We start from the raw sequence: 14,587 nt of genomic DNA, 5'->3' as shown, positions 1-14,587 counted from the left end.
TCCCACACCCCCCGATCGGCGTCCAGGCATCGCCACGAACTGCCCCAACAGAGAAAAACCCCAGGTCACCGGTAATCTGCTGCGACGGAGGGGGACGCATCGGGTCGGGCGGCTCCCCTACTCACCGGCCCACTGTTCCGGCGCCTCGGCGGGCCGAGAAATTTTTTTCCCATTCCGCGTGTCGCGCCACTCCGAGCGCAGGTCAGAGTGCATACGAGCGGTATGTACGACTCGTGCCCGGACCGCGCGTGGCGATCCGGGCACGAGAGTCGAACGTCTCAGTCCGTCAGGAAGGCGAAGCCGTCCAGCGTGCGGGTGACGGCGGCCCGCAGGTCGGCGACGGACGGGCCGGCCCGCAGCACGTCGCGTGAGACGTTGGGCACGACCGCGCGCAGGTGGTCGCCTGCGAGTCGTCGCACGTCGTCGGCGGTGCCGCCCTGGGCCCCTACTCCGGGCATCAGGATAGGCCCGTGAAGGTCGGACAGGTGCGGTGCCTCGGTAAGGGTCGCACCGACCACCACACCCACGGAGCCGAGCCCTGCGGCCCCGTCCGTGCGGGCAGCGCTGTTGCGATCAGCGCACTCGTCCACCACGGCCTGCGCGACGGTGCGCCCGTCGTCGAGCCGCGCGCGCTGGAACTGGGCACCCTCGGGATTGGAGGTCGCCGCGAGCACGAACACCCCGCGGCCCGTTCCGGCGGCCAGATCGAGCGCCGGGGCGAGCGAACCGAACCCCAGGTACGGGGAGACGGTCACCGCGTCCGAGCACAGCGGAGAGCCGTCCGACAGCCAGGTGCGCGCATAGGCGTCCATCGTGGAGCCGATGTCCCCGCGCTTGGCGTCCGCGAGGACGAGCACCCCCGCATCCCCCAGGTCGGCGATGGTGCGTTCGAGCACCGCGAGACCGGCGGAGCCGTAGGCCTCGAAGAACGCCACCTGCGGCTTGACGACCGCGACGGTGTCGCCGAAGGCCTCGACGCACAGTTCACTGAACCGGGCCAGGCCGTCGACGTCGTCGCCGAGCCCCCACGCAGTGAGGAGCCCCGGGTGCGGGTCGATGCCCACGCACAGCGGCCCGCGGCGCCCGAGAGCGTCCGCGAGTCGCTGCCCGAAGGGTGTCACGCCTGTTCGGCGGGTACGCCGCGCAACCGCGCGTGCATCCGCTGGATCGAGCTGACTCCGATCTCACCGCGCAGTGCCGCCTCGATACCCTGCACGGCCGCGGAGGCACCCTGCACCGTGGTGACGCACGGGATGTTCGCGGCGACCGCCGCGCTGCGGATCTCGTAACCGTCCACGCGCGGACCGGCGTTGCCCCAAGGGGTGTTGATGACCATGTCCACATCGCCGGCGCGGATACGGTCGACGACGTCGAGTGCGCCTTCCGGCTTGTCCTCGCCGGAGACCTTGTAGACCTGCTCGCACGGAACACCGTTGCGGCGCAGCACTTCTGCTGTTCCCACGGTGGCCATGATGTGGAAGCCCAGGTCGGCGAGGTGCTTGACCGGGAAGATCATCGACCGCTTGTCCTTGTTCGCGAGCGAGACGAAGACCGTGCCGGAGGTCGGCAGGGAACCGTAGGCGGCGGTCTGGCTCTTCGCGAACGCGGTTCCGAAGTCGTCGTCGAGGCCCATGACCTCACCGGTGGACTTCATCTCCGGGCTGAGCAGGGTGTCGATGCCCGTGCCGTCGGCACGCCGGAACCGGTTGAAGGGCAGCACCGCTTCCTTCACCGCGACCGGTGCGTCGAGCGGAATGTCGCTGCCGTCGCCCTCGGCCGGGAGGATGCCCGCGGCACGCAGCTCGGCGATGGACTCGCCGAGCATCACCCGGGCGCAGGCCTTGGCGAGCTGCACCGCGGTCGCCTTGGAGACGAACGGCACCGTTCGGGAGGCACGGGGGTTCGCCTCGAGGACGTAGAGGATGTCGTCCTTGAGCGCGTACTGGACGTTGAGCAGGCCCTTGACGCCGATGCCCTTCGCGAGCGCGGCCGTCGAGCGGCGCACGTTCTCGATGTCGGCGCGGCCCAGAGTGATCGGCGGCAGTGCACAGGCCGAGTCGCCGGAGTGGATGCCGGCCTCCTCGATGTGCTCCATGATCCCGCCGATGTACACGTCGGTGCCGTCGCACAGCGCGTCGACGTCGATCTCGACGGCGTCGTCGAGGAAGCGGTCGACGAGCACGGGGCGGTCGTCGGAGATCTCGGTGGCGTTGGAGATGTAGGTCTCGAGCGCCTTCTCGTCGTAGACGATCTCCATGCCGCGACCACCGAGCACGTAGGACGGGCGCACCAACACCGGGTATCCGATGCCGGCGGCGATCTCGCGCGCACCCTCGAAGGTGGTGGCCGTGCCGTACTTCGCGGCCGGCAGGTCGGCCTCCTCGAGCACGCGCCCGAACTCACCGCGATCTTCCGCGAGGTCGATGGCCTCGGGCGAGGTACCGACGATCGGCACCCCGGCGGCCTTCAGGCGACGCGCCAGGCCGAGCGGGGTCTGGCCGCCCAGCTGGACGATGACGCCGGCGACGGTGCCGGACTCGCACTCGGCGCGGTAGACCTCGAGGACGTCCTCGAAGGTCAGCGGCTCGAAGTACAGGCGATCGGCGGTGTCGTAGTCGGTCGAGACCGTCTCGGGGTTGCAGTTGACCATCACGGTCTCGTAGCCGGCCTCCGACAGCGTCAGCGCGGCATGGACGCACGAGTAGTCGAACTCGATGCCCTGACCGATGCGGTTCGGGCCGGAGCCGAGGATGAGCACCTTGGGCTTGTCGCGCTGCTCCGCGACCTCGGACTCGGCCGCGGGGTCGAGCTCGTAGGTCGAGTAGTGGTACGGCGTCTTGGCCTCGAACTCGGCGGCGCAGGTGTCCACGGTCTTGTAGACCGGGTGGATGCCGAGCTCCTGACGCAGGGCGCGCACCTCGTCCTCGGAGGCGAACTGCGCCGGGCGCAGGGCCGCGATCTGCCGGTCGGAGAAGCCGTGGTGCTTGGCGTAGCGCAGCTCGGTGGCACCGAACTGCTCGGCGTTGCGGACGTCCTGGCCCAGCTCGACGATGTGCGCGAACTGCTCGAGGAACCACGGGTCGATCTTCGTGGCGTCGAAGAGCTGCTCGACGGTCGCACCGAGCTCCAGGGCCCGGGCGATCCGGTAGAACCGGCCGTCCGTGGGGGTGCGGATCTCCTCGAGGATCTCGTCGAGAGTGCCCTCGATCTCGGGGCCCGTCCAGAAGCCCGCGGACTTCGTCTCGAGCGAGCGCAGCACCTTGCCGAAGGCCTCGGAGAAGTTGCGGCCGATCGACATGGCCTCACCGACCGACTTCATGGTGGTGGTGAGAGTGCCGTCGGCGCCGGGGAACTTCTCGAAGGCGAACCGCGGGGCCTTGACCACGACGTAGTCGAGGCTCGGTTCGAAGCAGGCCGGGGTCTCCTTGGTGATGTCGTTGACGATCTCGTCGAGCGTGTAGCCGATGGCGAGCTTGGCGGCCATCTTCGCGATCGGGTAGCCGGTGGCCTTCGACGCGAGTGCCGACGACCGCGACACGCGCGGGTTCATCTCGATGACGACGAGCCGGCCGTCGCGCGGATCCATCGCGAACTGGATGTTGCAGCCGCCGGTGTCGACACCGACCTCGCGCAGGATGGCGATCGAGAGGTCGCGCATCTTCTGGTACTCGCGGTCGGTGAGGGTCATCGCGGGAGCGACGGTCACCGAGTCGCCGGTGTGCACACCGACCGGGTCGACGTTCTCGATCGAGCAGACGATGACGACGTTGTCGGCGCCGTCGCGCATGAGCTCGAGCTCGTATTCCTTCCAGCCGAGGATGGACTCCTCGATGAGCACGTTCGCGGTGGGCGAGGCCGCGAGGCCGCCGCCGGCGATGCGCTCGAGGTCGGCGTCGTCGTAGGCCATGCCGGAGCCGAGGCCACCCATCGTGAACGAGGGGCGCACGACGACCGGGAAGCCGAGTTCTGCGACGGTCGCGCGGACTTCGTCCATCGTGTAGCAGACGGCCGAGCGGGCGGACTCGCCACCGCACTTGGCGACGATGTCCTTGAACTTCTGCCGATCCTCGCCGCGCTGGATCGCGTCGAAGTCGGCGCCGATGAGTTCGACGTCGTACTTGTCGAGGATGCCGCGCTCGGACAGGGCGACAGCGGTGTTGAGGGCGGTCTGGCCGCCGAGGGTCGCGAGCACCGCGTCGATCGGGGTGCCGTTGGCCTGCTCGGTCGCGATGACCTTCTCGACGTAGTCGGCGGTGATCGGCTCGATGTAGGTCGAGTCGGCGAACTCGGGGTCGGTCATGATCGTGGCCGGGTTCGAGTTGACCAGGGAGACGCGCAGGCCCTCCTCGCGGAGCACCCGGCACGCCTGGGTGCCCGAGTAGTCGAACTCACAGGCCTGTCCGATGACGATCGGGCCGGACCCGATGACCAGGACGTGGGAGAGGTCGGTACGGCGTGGCATCAGTTCTTCTCTCCCTCGAGCATGCGGGTGAAACGATCGAACAGGTAGGCGGCGTCGTGCGGTCCGGCCGCCGCTTCGGGGTGGTACTGCACGGAGAAGGCACGGCCGTCGAGGAGCTTGACGCCCTCGACCGCACCGTCGTTGGCGCAGGTGTGGCTGACGACCGCGCGACCGAACGGGGTGTCGAACTCCTGGCCGGCCTCGCCTTCGAGCGCGAACCCGTGGTTCTGCGCGGTGATCGCGATGCGGCCGGTCTCGTGCTCGACCACCGGGATGTTGATGCCGCGGTGACCGAACTTCATCTTGTAGGTGCCCAGGCCGAGCGCGCGGCCGAGGATCTGGTTGCCGAAGCAGATGCCGAACAGGGGCAGACCCTGGCCGAGCACCTCCTTGGTCAGGTGCACCGCGCCGTCGGCGGTCGCCGGGTCGCCCGGCCCGTTGGACAGGAAGACGCCGTCGGCCTTCAGGTCGAGGATGTCGTGCAGCGTCGCGGTGGACGGCAGCACGTGCACGCGGATGCCGCGCTGGGCGAACATGCGCGGGGTGTTGGTCTTGATGCCGAGGTCGATGGCCGCGACGGTGAAGCGGGCCTCGCCGTCGGTCGGTTCGACGACGTAACCGGAGGAGGTGCTCACCTCGCCGGCGAGGTCGGCGCCGAGCATCGAGGGCTGGCTCTTCACACGGTCGAGCAGGACGTCGATGTCGAGGTCGTCACCCTTCCAGGCGAGGGCGTCGCCGGAGAAGATCCCGGCGCGCATCGAACCGCGGGTGCGCAGGTGCCGCACGAGTGCGCGGGTGTCGATGCCCGCCAGACCCACGATGTTCTGCCGCTCGAGTTCGTCCTGCAGCGAGCCGGTGGCGCGCCAGCTCGACACTCGACGCGAGGGGTCGCGGACGATGAAGCCGGCCACCCAGATCTTGGACTCGGCGTGATCGCCGGTGGGGCCGACGGACTCGTTGTCCTCGTGGTTCCAGCCGGTGTTGCCGATCTGCGGTGCCGTGGCCACCACGATCTGCCGGTGGTAGCTGGGATCGGTGAGGGTCTCCTGGTAGCCGGTCATGCCCGTGCTGAAGACGGCCTCGCCGAGGGTCTGTCCGACCGCACCGAAGGGGATGCCGCGGAAGACCCGTCCGTCCTCGAGGACCAGCACAGCCGTGCCGCCGCCGAATGTTCTGCCGCTCATGCGTTGTCTCCGTTCTTATCGACCGCACCAGAGCCGGCCGCACGGGCTGAGATCTCGCGTGTCGTGATCGTCGTGTTGTTCGTCGTGATCGTCATCGTCGTTGTGATCGTCACCGTCTCAAGATTTTTCGTCGTTCCCGTTCGTCCAGAGCGGGTAGATCGACTTGTCGTCTCCGCGGAAGCCCGTGTCGATCTCGGTCCCCGAGGGCAGCTCCCAGCGGATGACCAGCACCCCGTCCTGGGACATGACCTTGCCGGCCAGCCCGCGCTCGGTGCGGATCGCACGGATCGAGTCCTGCGGGATCCAGATCGGGGATGCACCGTCGCGTTCGAGCAGCGCACCGGATCGGTAGCGCGACAGTTCCGCGTTCGCGCGGTGTCCGAGGTCGCCGACCGCGACGCGGTCCTGCCAGCTCGGCGCGAGGGTGCTGCCGACGTACAGGCCCGTGCTCGGCTCGACGAGCCGCTCCCCCAGCTCCGCGGGCACGGTCGGCAGTTCGCCGACCGCATCCCGCTGGCGTCGGGCGCGTCCCTTCCAGCCCTTCCACATCAGCAGGACGAGCACCACCCAGAGCGCGAGGAAACCGACGGTGATGAGAAAGCGATCCATGTCGGTTCCTACCTTTCGGTCGAGCGCGGGAACACCGCACCGTCGCGGGCGGTGATCCGTCCGCGCAACACGGTGGTGGTGACCCGGCCCGGCAGGGTCATGTCCTCGTAGGGCGTGTTGTGGGAGATGCTCGCGAGGTCGGGACCGTGCACCGTCCACTCGGTATCCGGGTCGACGAGCACGATGTTCGCGGGTTCGCCCACCTCGAGCGGCCTGCCCTGGTCGTCGAGGCCCACGATCTCCGCGGGACGCTCGCTCATGACCTTCGCGACGCCGCGCCAGTCCAGCAGGCCAGGCCGGACCATCGTCTCGATCACGACGGACAACGCCGTCTCGAGTCCGAGCATTCCCGGACGTGCCTGTGAGAACTCGCAGCACTTGTCCTGTTCGGCGTGCGGGGCGTGGTCGGTGGCCACACAGTCGATGGTCCCGTCCGCGAGGCCGCGGCGCAGTGCTTCGACGTCGGATCTCTCGCGCAGCGGCGGATTGACCCGGTTGATGCCGTCGTAGCTCTCGAGACGCGAGTCGTCGAGGAGCAGGTGGTGCGGCGTGACCTCGGCGCTGATCGAGATGCCCTGCGAGCGTGCCCACCGGACGAGCTCGACGGTGCCGGCCGTCGACGCGTGGCAGATGTGCACGCGCGCTCCGGCGTCGCGGGCGAGCAGCGCGTCGCGGGCGACGATGGACTCCTCGGCGGCACGGGGCCAGCCGGTGAGGCCGAGACGCGCCGCGGTCGGTCCTTCGTGCGCGACGGCACCGACGGTCAGCCGCGGCTCCTCGGCGTGCTGGGCGATCAGGACACCGAGCGAGGCCGAGTACTCGAGCGCGCGACGCATGAGCAGCGGGTCGTAGACGCACTTGCCGTCGTCGGAGAACATCCGCACGCCACCGACACCGGCGGCCATCGTGCCCATCTCGGCGAGCTGCTTGCCCTCGAGTCCGACGGTGACCGCACCCACGGGGTGGACGTCGACGAGCCCGACCTCGCGGCCGCGGCGCCACACGTGATCGGTGACGACCACCGAGTCGGCGACCGGATCGGTGTTGGCCATCGCGAACACCGCGGTGTACCCGCCGCGCGCCGCGGCGGCCGAGCCCGAGTCGACGGTCTCGGTGTCCTCGCGGCCCGGTTCACGCAGGTGCGTGTGCAGGTCGACGAAGCCCGGGAGCACGATCTGTCCGGTACCGTCGACGATCTCCGCGTCGGCGTCGGCCTCGAGGTCGGCGCCGATCGCGAGGATCTGCTCGTCGCCGAGCAGCACGTCGACCGGGTCGCCCTCGCCGTAGAGGCGGACGTTGCGGATGAGCACCTGCGGCGTCACCTGTGTCACTCCTGTTCCTGTGTCTCCCGGGTGGGAAGTGTGGGTCACGACAGGTTCCCTTCCGTGCCCACGAGCAGGCGGAAGAGCACCGCCATCCGCACGTGGACACCGTTGCTCACCTGCTGCAGCACAGCGCTCTGCGGGGCGTCGGCGACGGGGAAGCCGATCTCCATGCCGCGGAGCATCGGGCCGGGATGCAGGATCACGGCGTGCTCCGGCAGCAACGCCGCGCGCTTGGCGTTGAGTCCGTATCGGATCGAGTACTCGCGGGCGGACGGGAAGAACCCGCCGTTCATGCGCTCGGCCTGCACCCGCAGCATCATGACCGCGTCGAGGGTGGGAAGTTCGGCTTCGAGCGAATCGGCGACCGTCACCGGCCAGGTCTCCACCCCCACCGGCAGCAGGGTGCGGGGAGCGACGAGTACGACCTCGGCGCCGAGCATGCTCAGCAGCAGCGCGTTCGACCGGGCGACACGGCTGTGCAGCACGTCGCCGACGATGCCGATCCGGCGGCCTTCGAGCGAACCGAGACGCTGGCGCAGGGTGAGCGCGTCGAGCAATGCCTGGGTGGGATGTTCGTGGGTGCCGTCACCGGCGTTGACGACGGCCGGTCCGGAGCCGGATTCGTTGGTCCACTGCGCGATCCGGTACGCGGCACCGGAGGCGGAGTGACGGACCACCAGCGCGTCGGCGCCGGCGGCGTGCAGGGTCAGCGCGGTGTCGCGCAGCGATTCGCCCTTCTTCACCGACGAACTGGACGCCGAGACGTTGATGACGTCGGCGCTCATCCACTTGCCGGCGACCTCGAAGGACACGCGGGTGCGGGTGGAGTTCTCGTAGAAGACGGTCATGATGGTGCGGCCGCGCAGTGTGGGGAGTTTGCGCACCTCACGCCCGAGCAGTGCCTGCTCGAACCGCTCGGCCTCATCGAGAAGCCCCGTCGCGGAGTCCTTCGTCAGATCCGCGATGGTGAGCAGGTGTTTCACTGGGACTTGCCTCCGGAGATCTCGACGGCGTCGCGCCCGTCGTGTTCGGTCAGCAGTACGCGGACGTCCTCGCTGCGCGCGGTGGGGACGTTCTTGCCGACGTAGTCGGCCCGCAGCGGCAGTTCGCGGTGGCCGCGGTCGACGAGGACCGCAAGTTGCACGGCGCGGGGTCGTCCGAGATCGCGCAGGGCGTCGAGCGCGGCGCGGACGGAGCGTCCCGAGAACAGGACGTCGTCGACGAGGACGACGAGGGTGTTGTCGACGCCGCCCTCGGGCACCGAGGTGCGCTCCAGCGGGCGGTGCGGCTTCGTGCGGAGATCGTCGCGGTAGAGCGTGATGTCGAGCGAGCCGACCGGGACACGCACACCTGCGAATTCCTCGATGCGGTCGGCGAGGCGCTGGGCGAGGGTGATCCCGCGGGTGGGGATGCCCAGGAGCACGACACGCGGCGCGTCCTCGGGGGTGTCGAGAGCGGTCTTCTCGATGATCTGGTGCGCGATGCGCGAGATCGTCCGGTGGACGTCGGCAGCGGAGAGCAGCTCACGCGCCGGCACGCCGGTACCGGAAGACGTAGTGGGGGTAGAAGCTGTGGACCCGTCCTCGGACACGGCCATGCAGCGACCTCCTTCTCCGCCTCACTGGACGGATCGTTAAAGGATGCCTGACAGTTGTCGAGCCTATCAGCGTCGACGTCCGCCCCGGCACCGATGACGGGTGAAGCGCAACACACGCCCGGATGCGTGAGCGGGCCCGGCGGGAAGACTCCCACCGGGCCCGCTCACGGTGCCTCGTGTCGTCGCTCACCCGAGAAGGGTGACGAACTCAGGACTCGTCCGAGCCCTGGTCCTGCGACTCCTGCGCCGGCCGGACGAGGGTGGCAGCGGCTGCTGCACGCACCTGGTCGGCGACAGTGACGATCTGACCGAGCACCCCGTTGACGAAGGCCGGCGAATCGTCGGTGGACAGCTGCTTCGCCAGCTCGACCGCCTCGTCGACGGCCACCACCGGCGGCACGTCGGTCGCGTGGAAGAGCTCCCACACCGCGATGCGCAGGATCGCGCGGTCGACGGCGGGAAGGCGGTCCAGCGTCCATTCGTGCAGGTGATCGGCGATCACCCGGTCGGTCTCGTCGAGGTTGTCGGCGACACCGCGGATGATGGTCTGCGCGTATGCCGGCACCGGCGCGACCTGATCGTCGTCGATCGCGAGTTCGACGCGATCGGCAGCGAGGTCGACGGGGTGCACGTCACGGGCCTCCGCCTCGAAGAGCAGGTCCACGGCGCGCTTGCGGGCCTTGTGGCGGGCCCCGAGCTTCTTCTGGTTACCGGACACTCAGGAATTCACTCGCCCGAGGTAGCTGCCGTCGCGGGAATCGACTTTGAGCTTGTCGCCGGTGTTGATGAACAGCGGGACCTGGATCTCGGCGCCGGTCTCGAGGGTCGCGGGCTTGGTGCCGCCGGTGGAGCGGTCGCCCTGCAGGCCCGGATCGGTGTGCTGGACGACGAGTTCGACCGTGACCGGGAGCTCGACGAACAGCGGGACGTCCTCGTGCGTGGCGACCTGCACGGGCATGTTCTCGAGGAGGAAGTTGGCGCTGTCGCCGAGCAGCTCGGGCGAGATGGTGATCTGGTCGTAGGTCTCGCCGTCCATGAAGACGTAGTCGGTGCCGTCGTTGTAGAGGTAGGTCATGTCGCGGCGATCGACGGTGGCGGTCTCGACCTTGACACCGGCATTCCAGGTCTTGTCGACGGTCTTGCCCGACGTCACATTCTTGAGCTTCGTGCGCACGAAAGCGGGGCCCTTGCCCGGCTTGACGTGCTGGAACTCGATGATCTGCCAGAGCTGTCCGTCGATTTTCAGAACGAGGCCGTTCTTGAAGTCACTGGTATCAGCCACTTGGTTCGTGTCTCCTAGGGTCGAGGAACCGCCCTCAAACGACGGTCAATGTCTTGTCGGTGAGCGTGAGCAACTCCGGAGTATGCTCCCGCACCACGAGCGTGTCTTCGATCCGCACGCCTCCGCGCCCCGAGAAGTACACACCCGGCTCGACGGTCACCGCCGCACCGGCGACAAGTGTACCGGTCGCCGCGGCGCCGATTCCGGGCGCTTCGTGGATCTCGAGGCCGACTCCGTGGCCGAGCCCGTGCAGGAACAGGTCGGCGTAGCCGGCCTCGGCGATCACGGTGCGCGCGGCGGCGTCCACCGCGGCGCAGTCGACACCGGGCGCGAGCGCTTCGCGTCCGGCCTGCTGCGCGCGCAGGACCAGCTCGTACAGGTCGCGCTGCCAGTCCGCGACACGGCTCAGCACGTAGGTGCGCGTCATGTCGGAGTGGTAGCCGCCGATCTGCGCCCCGAAGTCGAGCTTCACGAAGTCGCCCTCCGCGAGGATCGCGCCGGTCGGGCGATGGTGCGGGATCGCCGAATTGGCGCCGGCGGCGACGATCGTCTCGAAGGAGATGCCGTCGGCGCCGTGCTCGAACATGCGCCATTCGAGGTCGCGGGCGACCTCCTTCTCGGTTCGACCGGGACGCAGACCGCCCGCCGCGATCAGGTCCGCCAGTGCGCGATCGGCCGCACCGCACGCCTCGCGCAACAGGCCGATCTCGTGTTCGTCCTTCACGGCCCGCAGTTGTTCGACGAGCCCGGGAGCGGGAACGAAGCGGACGGACACGCCGAGCTCGTCCCACCGCGACCGTTCGTCGACCGTGACGACGTGACTCTCGAATCCCCAACGCGCAGAACCTGTTCCGAACTCGGTGACGAGGTGCGCGGCCGACGACCGGGCGATCACGGCCCGCAGGTCCGGGACCTGCTCCCCCACCTGCGTGACGTAGCGGCCGTCGGTGCAGACGACGGTGCGTGTCTCGTCCTCGTCGTCCTCGGTGGAGACGATCAGCGCCGCGTTGGATCCCGTGAAGCCCGTGAGGTACCGGATACAGGTCAGATCGGTCACCAGCAGCGCATCGAGTTCGCGTTCGGCGAGCAGCGCACGCAGCGCTCGACGGCGGGAGGCGTGGTCGGCAGACATATCGCTCAACCTACCGCGATCACAGCTGTGGGACGGAACACACTGTCGGCTTCGCCACCCGTTACGCTGAGGTACATGAAACCCTGGTTGCTCCGCGGACTCGGGCTCGCCCTGGTCCACGTGGTCGTGCGCGTCCTGCTCGGTGCCGCTCTCATCCAGTGGCCGTTGCAGGGATCGGTACTGCGCTGGCTGGGCTTCGCCGTGGTGGTCGTCGCAGCGTTCGTCTGGGCCGGGCTCGACGGCATCCGCGACCACCGCGCCCATCCCGAACCCGACGAGGGCGACGACCTGACGATGCGGTGGCTCGCCGCCGGTGCGGTCACCGGCCTGGTCGGCGGGGTCCTCACCTGGCTCGTCGACACCGTCACCCCGATCCCGGTGGGCGTGACGTCCCTGTTCTTCGAGATCACTTCCGGTGCCGCGTTCACCGTGCTCCTGGTGTTCCTGCCGGCGATGGCGGCGGTGACGCTGGGCCGGTTCTTCGCGCGCCGGAACGAGCGCAAGGCCGCCCGCGACGACGACTGGTCCGTCCACCNCGCCCACCGAGGTGTTCCCGAGGATCGATCCGAAACAGTGAGACCCGAGTAGCGAAACCACAGCAGTGAGACCACCCGACCCCGCACATCGGGGGCGGGTGCTCAGTTTTCCGGGTTGTGACGGTCAGTAGAGGTAGCCGACCTCGAGGAGCCGACCATGACCGACACCACCGAGACGCTCGACCTGACTCCGGCGACCCGCCGCATGGAGCGCATCCTGACGGGAATCGACGACGCACAGTTGTCGGGGCCCACACCGTGTTCCGAGACCTCCGTCGGTGCACTCGTCGATCACGTGCTGGGCCTGTCGCTCGCGTTCACGGCCGCGGCCCGCAAGGACATCGGCCCGTTCACCGACACTCCCCCGCAACTCACGAGCGAACTGCCGCCGGACTGGCGGCGTCTCGTTCCCGACCGGCTCGGCGACCTCCGCGGAGCGTGGAGCGATCGCGCGGCCTGGGACGGCATGACGCGCGCAGGCGGCCTCGACCTGCCCGCGCCGGTCGCCGGACTCGTCACGCTCGACGAACTCGTCGTGCACGGCTGGGATCTCGCCGTGGCCACGGGACAGCAGTACTCCTGCGAGCCCGACGAGATCGCCGCGTGTACCGCATTCGCGGAGAGCATCACCGACGAGGAACGCGTCGCCGACGGGGGCGGGCTGTTCGGTCCGGCCGTGCGGGTGGGCGACGACGCCCCGCCGCTGGAACGCCTGATCGGACTCACCGGGCGCGACCCGTCGTGGAGACCGCCCGCATAGAACCAGGCGGTCGACCAGGCGGCGGTCAGAGCAGTACGGTTCCCGCGTCGGCCTTGCCCTGGCGCGCGACCTCGGAGTAGGCCGCCGCGAGCAGGGTCGGGTCGGGTCCTTCGAGCCTGCCGGGCTTCGCGAGCCCGTCGAGGACGACGAACCGGAGCATGCCGGCGCGGTTCTTCTTGTCGGTCTGCATGCCCTTGAGCAGGTCGGCGAAGGCATCGGGATCGTAGGTGGTGGGCAGGCCGACGGATTCGAGGATCGCGCGGTGCCGGTCGGCGGTGGCGTCGTCGAGACGCCCGGCGAGCCGGCCGAGTTCGGCAGCGAAGACCAGGCCCACCGATACGGCGGCGCCGTGCCGCCAGCGGTACCGCTCGCGGCGCTCGATGGCGTGGCCGAGGGTGTGGCCGTAGTTGAGGATCTCGCGCAGGCTCGACTCCTTGAGGTCGGCCGCGACCACCTTCGCCTTGACCTCGACCGATCGACGGATCAGCTCGGGCAGCACCGTCCCGGCGGGATCGAGCGCGGCCTCGGGGTTCTCCTCGATCAGGTCGAGGATCACCGGATCGGCGATGAAGCCGGTCTTGATCACCTCGGCGAGTCCGGCCACGATCTCGTTGCGCGGCACCGTCTCGAGGGTCGCGAGGTCGACGAAGACCGCCGAGGGCTCGTGGAACGAACCGACGAGGTTCTTGCCCGCCTCGGTGTTGATGCCGGTCTTGCCGCCCACCGCGGCGTCGACCATCGCCAACAGCGTGGTGGGAATGTGGTAAACCCGCACGCCGCGCATCCACGTCGCGGCCACGAAGCCTGCGAGGTCGGTGGCGGCACCGCCGCCGAGGCTGATGACGGCGTCCGAACGGGTCAGGCCGATGCGGCCGAGCACCTCCCAGCAGAATCCGGCGACGGCCAGTTCCTTGCCGTCCTCGGCGTCGGGGATCTCGATGCGGTGGGCGTCGATGCCGCTCTCGGCGAGCGCCTCCCGCACGGCCTCGGCCGTCGCGGTGAGCGTCGGCTGGTGGAAGATCGCGACGGTCCGCGTGCCGGACAGTTCTTCGACGACGTCGCCGAGCAGTCCCCGGCCGATGATCACCGGATAAGGCTGGGCGGTCTCGACGTCGATGCGTACCGGTTCGGTCACGGTGTGGGGCTCCGATCCTCGCTGATGGTCTGGCTGGTCGCGGCGTCCGCCGCTTCGAGTTTGGCGAGCACCTGCTGGACGACCCGCCCGGGGCTGCGGCCGTCGGTGCGCACCCGGATGGTCGCCGCCTGGCGGTACAGCGGGCGGCGGCGACGCATGAGGTCGCGGTACTTCTGGGCCGGATCACCGCCGGCCAGCAACGGCCTGGTTCCGGCGGCGCCGACCGCGCCGGTGCGACGCAGTCCTTCCGCCACGCTGATCTCGAGATAGACGACGGTGTGTCCGGCCAGTCGCGCGCGGGTGCGCTCCGAGAGGATCGCTCCCCCGCCCAGGGACACCACACCGTCGTGGGTGTCGAGGGCGCGCGCGACGACCTCCTCCTCGACCTCCCGGAAGGCCGGTTCGCCGTCCTGGGAGAAGATCTCGGGGATGGTCCGGCCGGTCACACGCTCGATCTCGGCGTCGGTGTCGAGCAACGGCAGGTCGAGTGCATTCGCGACCCGACGACCGATCGTCGACTTGCCCGCTCCCGGCGGGCCGATGAGTACCACGCGAGGCGACATGA

Annotated in this window: 13 protein-coding genes and 1 pseudogene; 2 read left to right on the top strand and 12 right to left on the bottom strand. The window is 69.3% G+C overall.

What is annotated here, in order from left to right; translation table 11 throughout:
• Positions 1 to 278 precede the first annotated feature (278 nt).
• The 10 genes from pyrF to QR64_RS21445 all read right to left on the bottom strand — a co-directional run bounded on the left by pyrF (position 279) and on the right by QR64_RS21445 (position 11,591).
• A complete protein-coding gene (gene pyrF, locus QR64_RS21490) occupies positions 279 to 1,121 on the bottom strand; it encodes an orotidine-5'-phosphate decarboxylase (protein ID WP_039587130.1) in 843 nt (280 codons plus the stop codon).
• Entirely contained in the window at positions 1,118 to 4,462 is a 3,345-nt protein-coding gene (gene carB, locus QR64_RS21485; protein WP_039587129.1) for a carbamoyl-phosphate synthase large subunit, read from the bottom strand. The genes pyrF and carB overlap by 4 nt, the downstream gene beginning before the upstream one ends.
• Complete coding sequence (gene carA / locus QR64_RS21480; RefSeq protein WP_039587127.1) at positions 4,462 to 5,646, bottom strand: glutamine-hydrolyzing carbamoyl-phosphate synthase small subunit; 1,185 nt, start codon at positions 5,644 to 5,646, stop codon at positions 4,462 to 4,464. Before carA ends, carB begins: the two co-directional genes overlap by 1 nt.
• Positions 5,647 to 5,763: 117 nt before the next feature.
• Complete coding sequence (locus tag QR64_RS21475; RefSeq protein ID WP_039587126.1) at positions 5,764 to 6,255, bottom strand: hypothetical protein; 492 nt, start codon at positions 6,253 to 6,255, stop codon at positions 5,764 to 5,766.
• An 8-nt stretch (positions 6,256 to 6,263) separates the two neighbouring features.
• Positions 6,264 to 7,577, bottom strand: coding sequence for a dihydroorotase (locus QR64_RS21470; protein ID WP_039587389.1), 1,314 nt, complete (start codon positions 7,575 to 7,577; stop codon positions 6,264 to 6,266).
• Positions 7,578 to 7,621: 44 nt separating this feature from the next.
• Complete coding sequence (locus tag QR64_RS21465; RefSeq protein WP_039587125.1) at positions 7,622 to 8,563, bottom strand: aspartate carbamoyltransferase catalytic subunit; 942 nt, start codon at positions 8,561 to 8,563, stop codon at positions 7,622 to 7,624.
• On the bottom strand, positions 8,560 to 9,177 hold the full coding sequence (gene pyrR / locus QR64_RS21460; protein WP_024100783.1) for a bifunctional pyr operon transcriptional regulator/uracil phosphoribosyltransferase PyrR: 618 nt from the start codon (positions 9,175 to 9,177) through the stop codon (positions 8,560 to 8,562). The genes QR64_RS21465 and pyrR overlap by 4 nt, the downstream gene beginning before the upstream one ends.
• A 208-nt stretch (positions 9,178 to 9,385) precedes the next feature.
• Positions 9,386 to 9,895, bottom strand: coding sequence for a transcription antitermination factor NusB (gene nusB, locus QR64_RS21455; protein ID WP_033096596.1), 510 nt, complete (start codon positions 9,893 to 9,895; stop codon positions 9,386 to 9,388).
• Positions 9,896 to 10,459, bottom strand: coding sequence for an elongation factor P (gene efp / locus QR64_RS21450; protein ID WP_006551441.1), 564 nt, complete (start codon positions 10,457 to 10,459; stop codon positions 9,896 to 9,898).
• A gap of 34 nt (positions 10,460 to 10,493) precedes the next feature.
• Positions 10,494 to 11,591 carry a M24 family metallopeptidase gene (locus QR64_RS21445; protein ID WP_039587122.1) on the bottom strand — a complete coding sequence of 366 codons (1,098 nt, stop codon included), beginning with the start codon at positions 11,589 to 11,591 and terminating at the stop codon, positions 10,494 to 10,496.
• 75 nt (positions 11,592 to 11,666) lie between these two features.
• On the opposite strand from QR64_RS21445, the pseudogene QR64_RS21440 reads away from it, so the two are divergent.
• Together QR64_RS21440 and QR64_RS21435 are read left to right on the top strand one after the other, a co-directional pair.
• A pseudogene (locus QR64_RS21440) lies at positions 11,667 to 12,126 on the top strand (B-4DMT family transporter); the annotation flags it as partial.
• Between the two features lie 158 nt (positions 12,127 to 12,284).
• Complete coding sequence (locus QR64_RS21435) at positions 12,285 to 12,887, top strand: TIGR03086 family metal-binding protein (RefSeq protein WP_039587119.1); 603 nt, start codon at positions 12,285 to 12,287, stop codon at positions 12,885 to 12,887.
• A gap of 25 nt (positions 12,888 to 12,912) precedes the next feature.
• On the opposite strand, the gene aroB is transcribed toward QR64_RS21435, so the two are convergent.
• Positions 12,913 to 14,022, bottom strand: a complete 1,110-nt coding sequence (gene aroB, locus QR64_RS21430; protein WP_033096593.1) for a 3-dehydroquinate synthase — start codon at positions 14,020 to 14,022, stop codon at positions 12,913 to 12,915.
• Positions 14,019 to 14,585 (bottom strand): shikimate kinase, encoded by a 567-nt coding sequence (locus tag QR64_RS21425; RefSeq protein WP_033096592.1) that lies wholly within the window; start codon positions 14,583 to 14,585, stop codon positions 14,019 to 14,021. Before QR64_RS21425 ends, aroB begins: the two co-directional genes overlap by 4 nt.
• Positions 14,586 to 14,587: the final 2 nt, after the last annotated feature.

It is taken from the genome of Rhodococcus sp. Chr-9, assembly GCF_000801125.1.
Lineage (GTDB): Bacteria > Actinomycetota > Actinomycetes > Mycobacteriales > Mycobacteriaceae > Rhodococcus > Rhodococcus pyridinivorans.
This window is presented reverse-complemented; position numbering and strand designations above follow the sequence as displayed.

What these genes read in the sequence shown, in the direction of transcription:
- QR64_RS21425 (WP_033096592.1), bottom strand. Translation starts at nt 14,585, where the DNA reads ATGTCGCCTCGCGTGGTACTCATCGGCCCGCCGGGAGCGGGCAAGTCG.
- carB (WP_039587129.1), bottom strand. Translation starts at nt 4,462, where the DNA reads ATGCCACGCCGTACCGACCTCTCCCACGTCCTGGTCATCGGGTCCGGC.
- QR64_RS21445 (WP_039587122.1), bottom strand. Translation starts at nt 11,591, where the DNA reads ATGTCTGCCGACCACGCCTCCCGCCGTCGAGCGCTGCGTGCGCTGCTC.
- QR64_RS21475 (WP_039587126.1), bottom strand. Translation starts at nt 6,255, where the DNA reads ATGGATCGCTTTCTCATCACCGTCGGTTTCCTCGCGCTCTGGGTGGTG.
- pyrR (WP_024100783.1), bottom strand. Translation starts at nt 9,177, where the DNA reads ATGGCCGTGTCCGAGGACGGGTCCACAGCTTCTACCCCCACTACGTCT.
- carA (WP_039587127.1), bottom strand. Translation starts at nt 5,646, where the DNA reads ATGAGCGGCAGAACATTCGGCGGCGGCACGGCTGTGCTGGTCCTCGAG.
- QR64_RS21435 (WP_039587119.1), top strand. Translation starts at nt 12,285, where the DNA reads ATGACCGACACCACCGAGACGCTCGACCTGACTCCGGCGACCCGCCGC.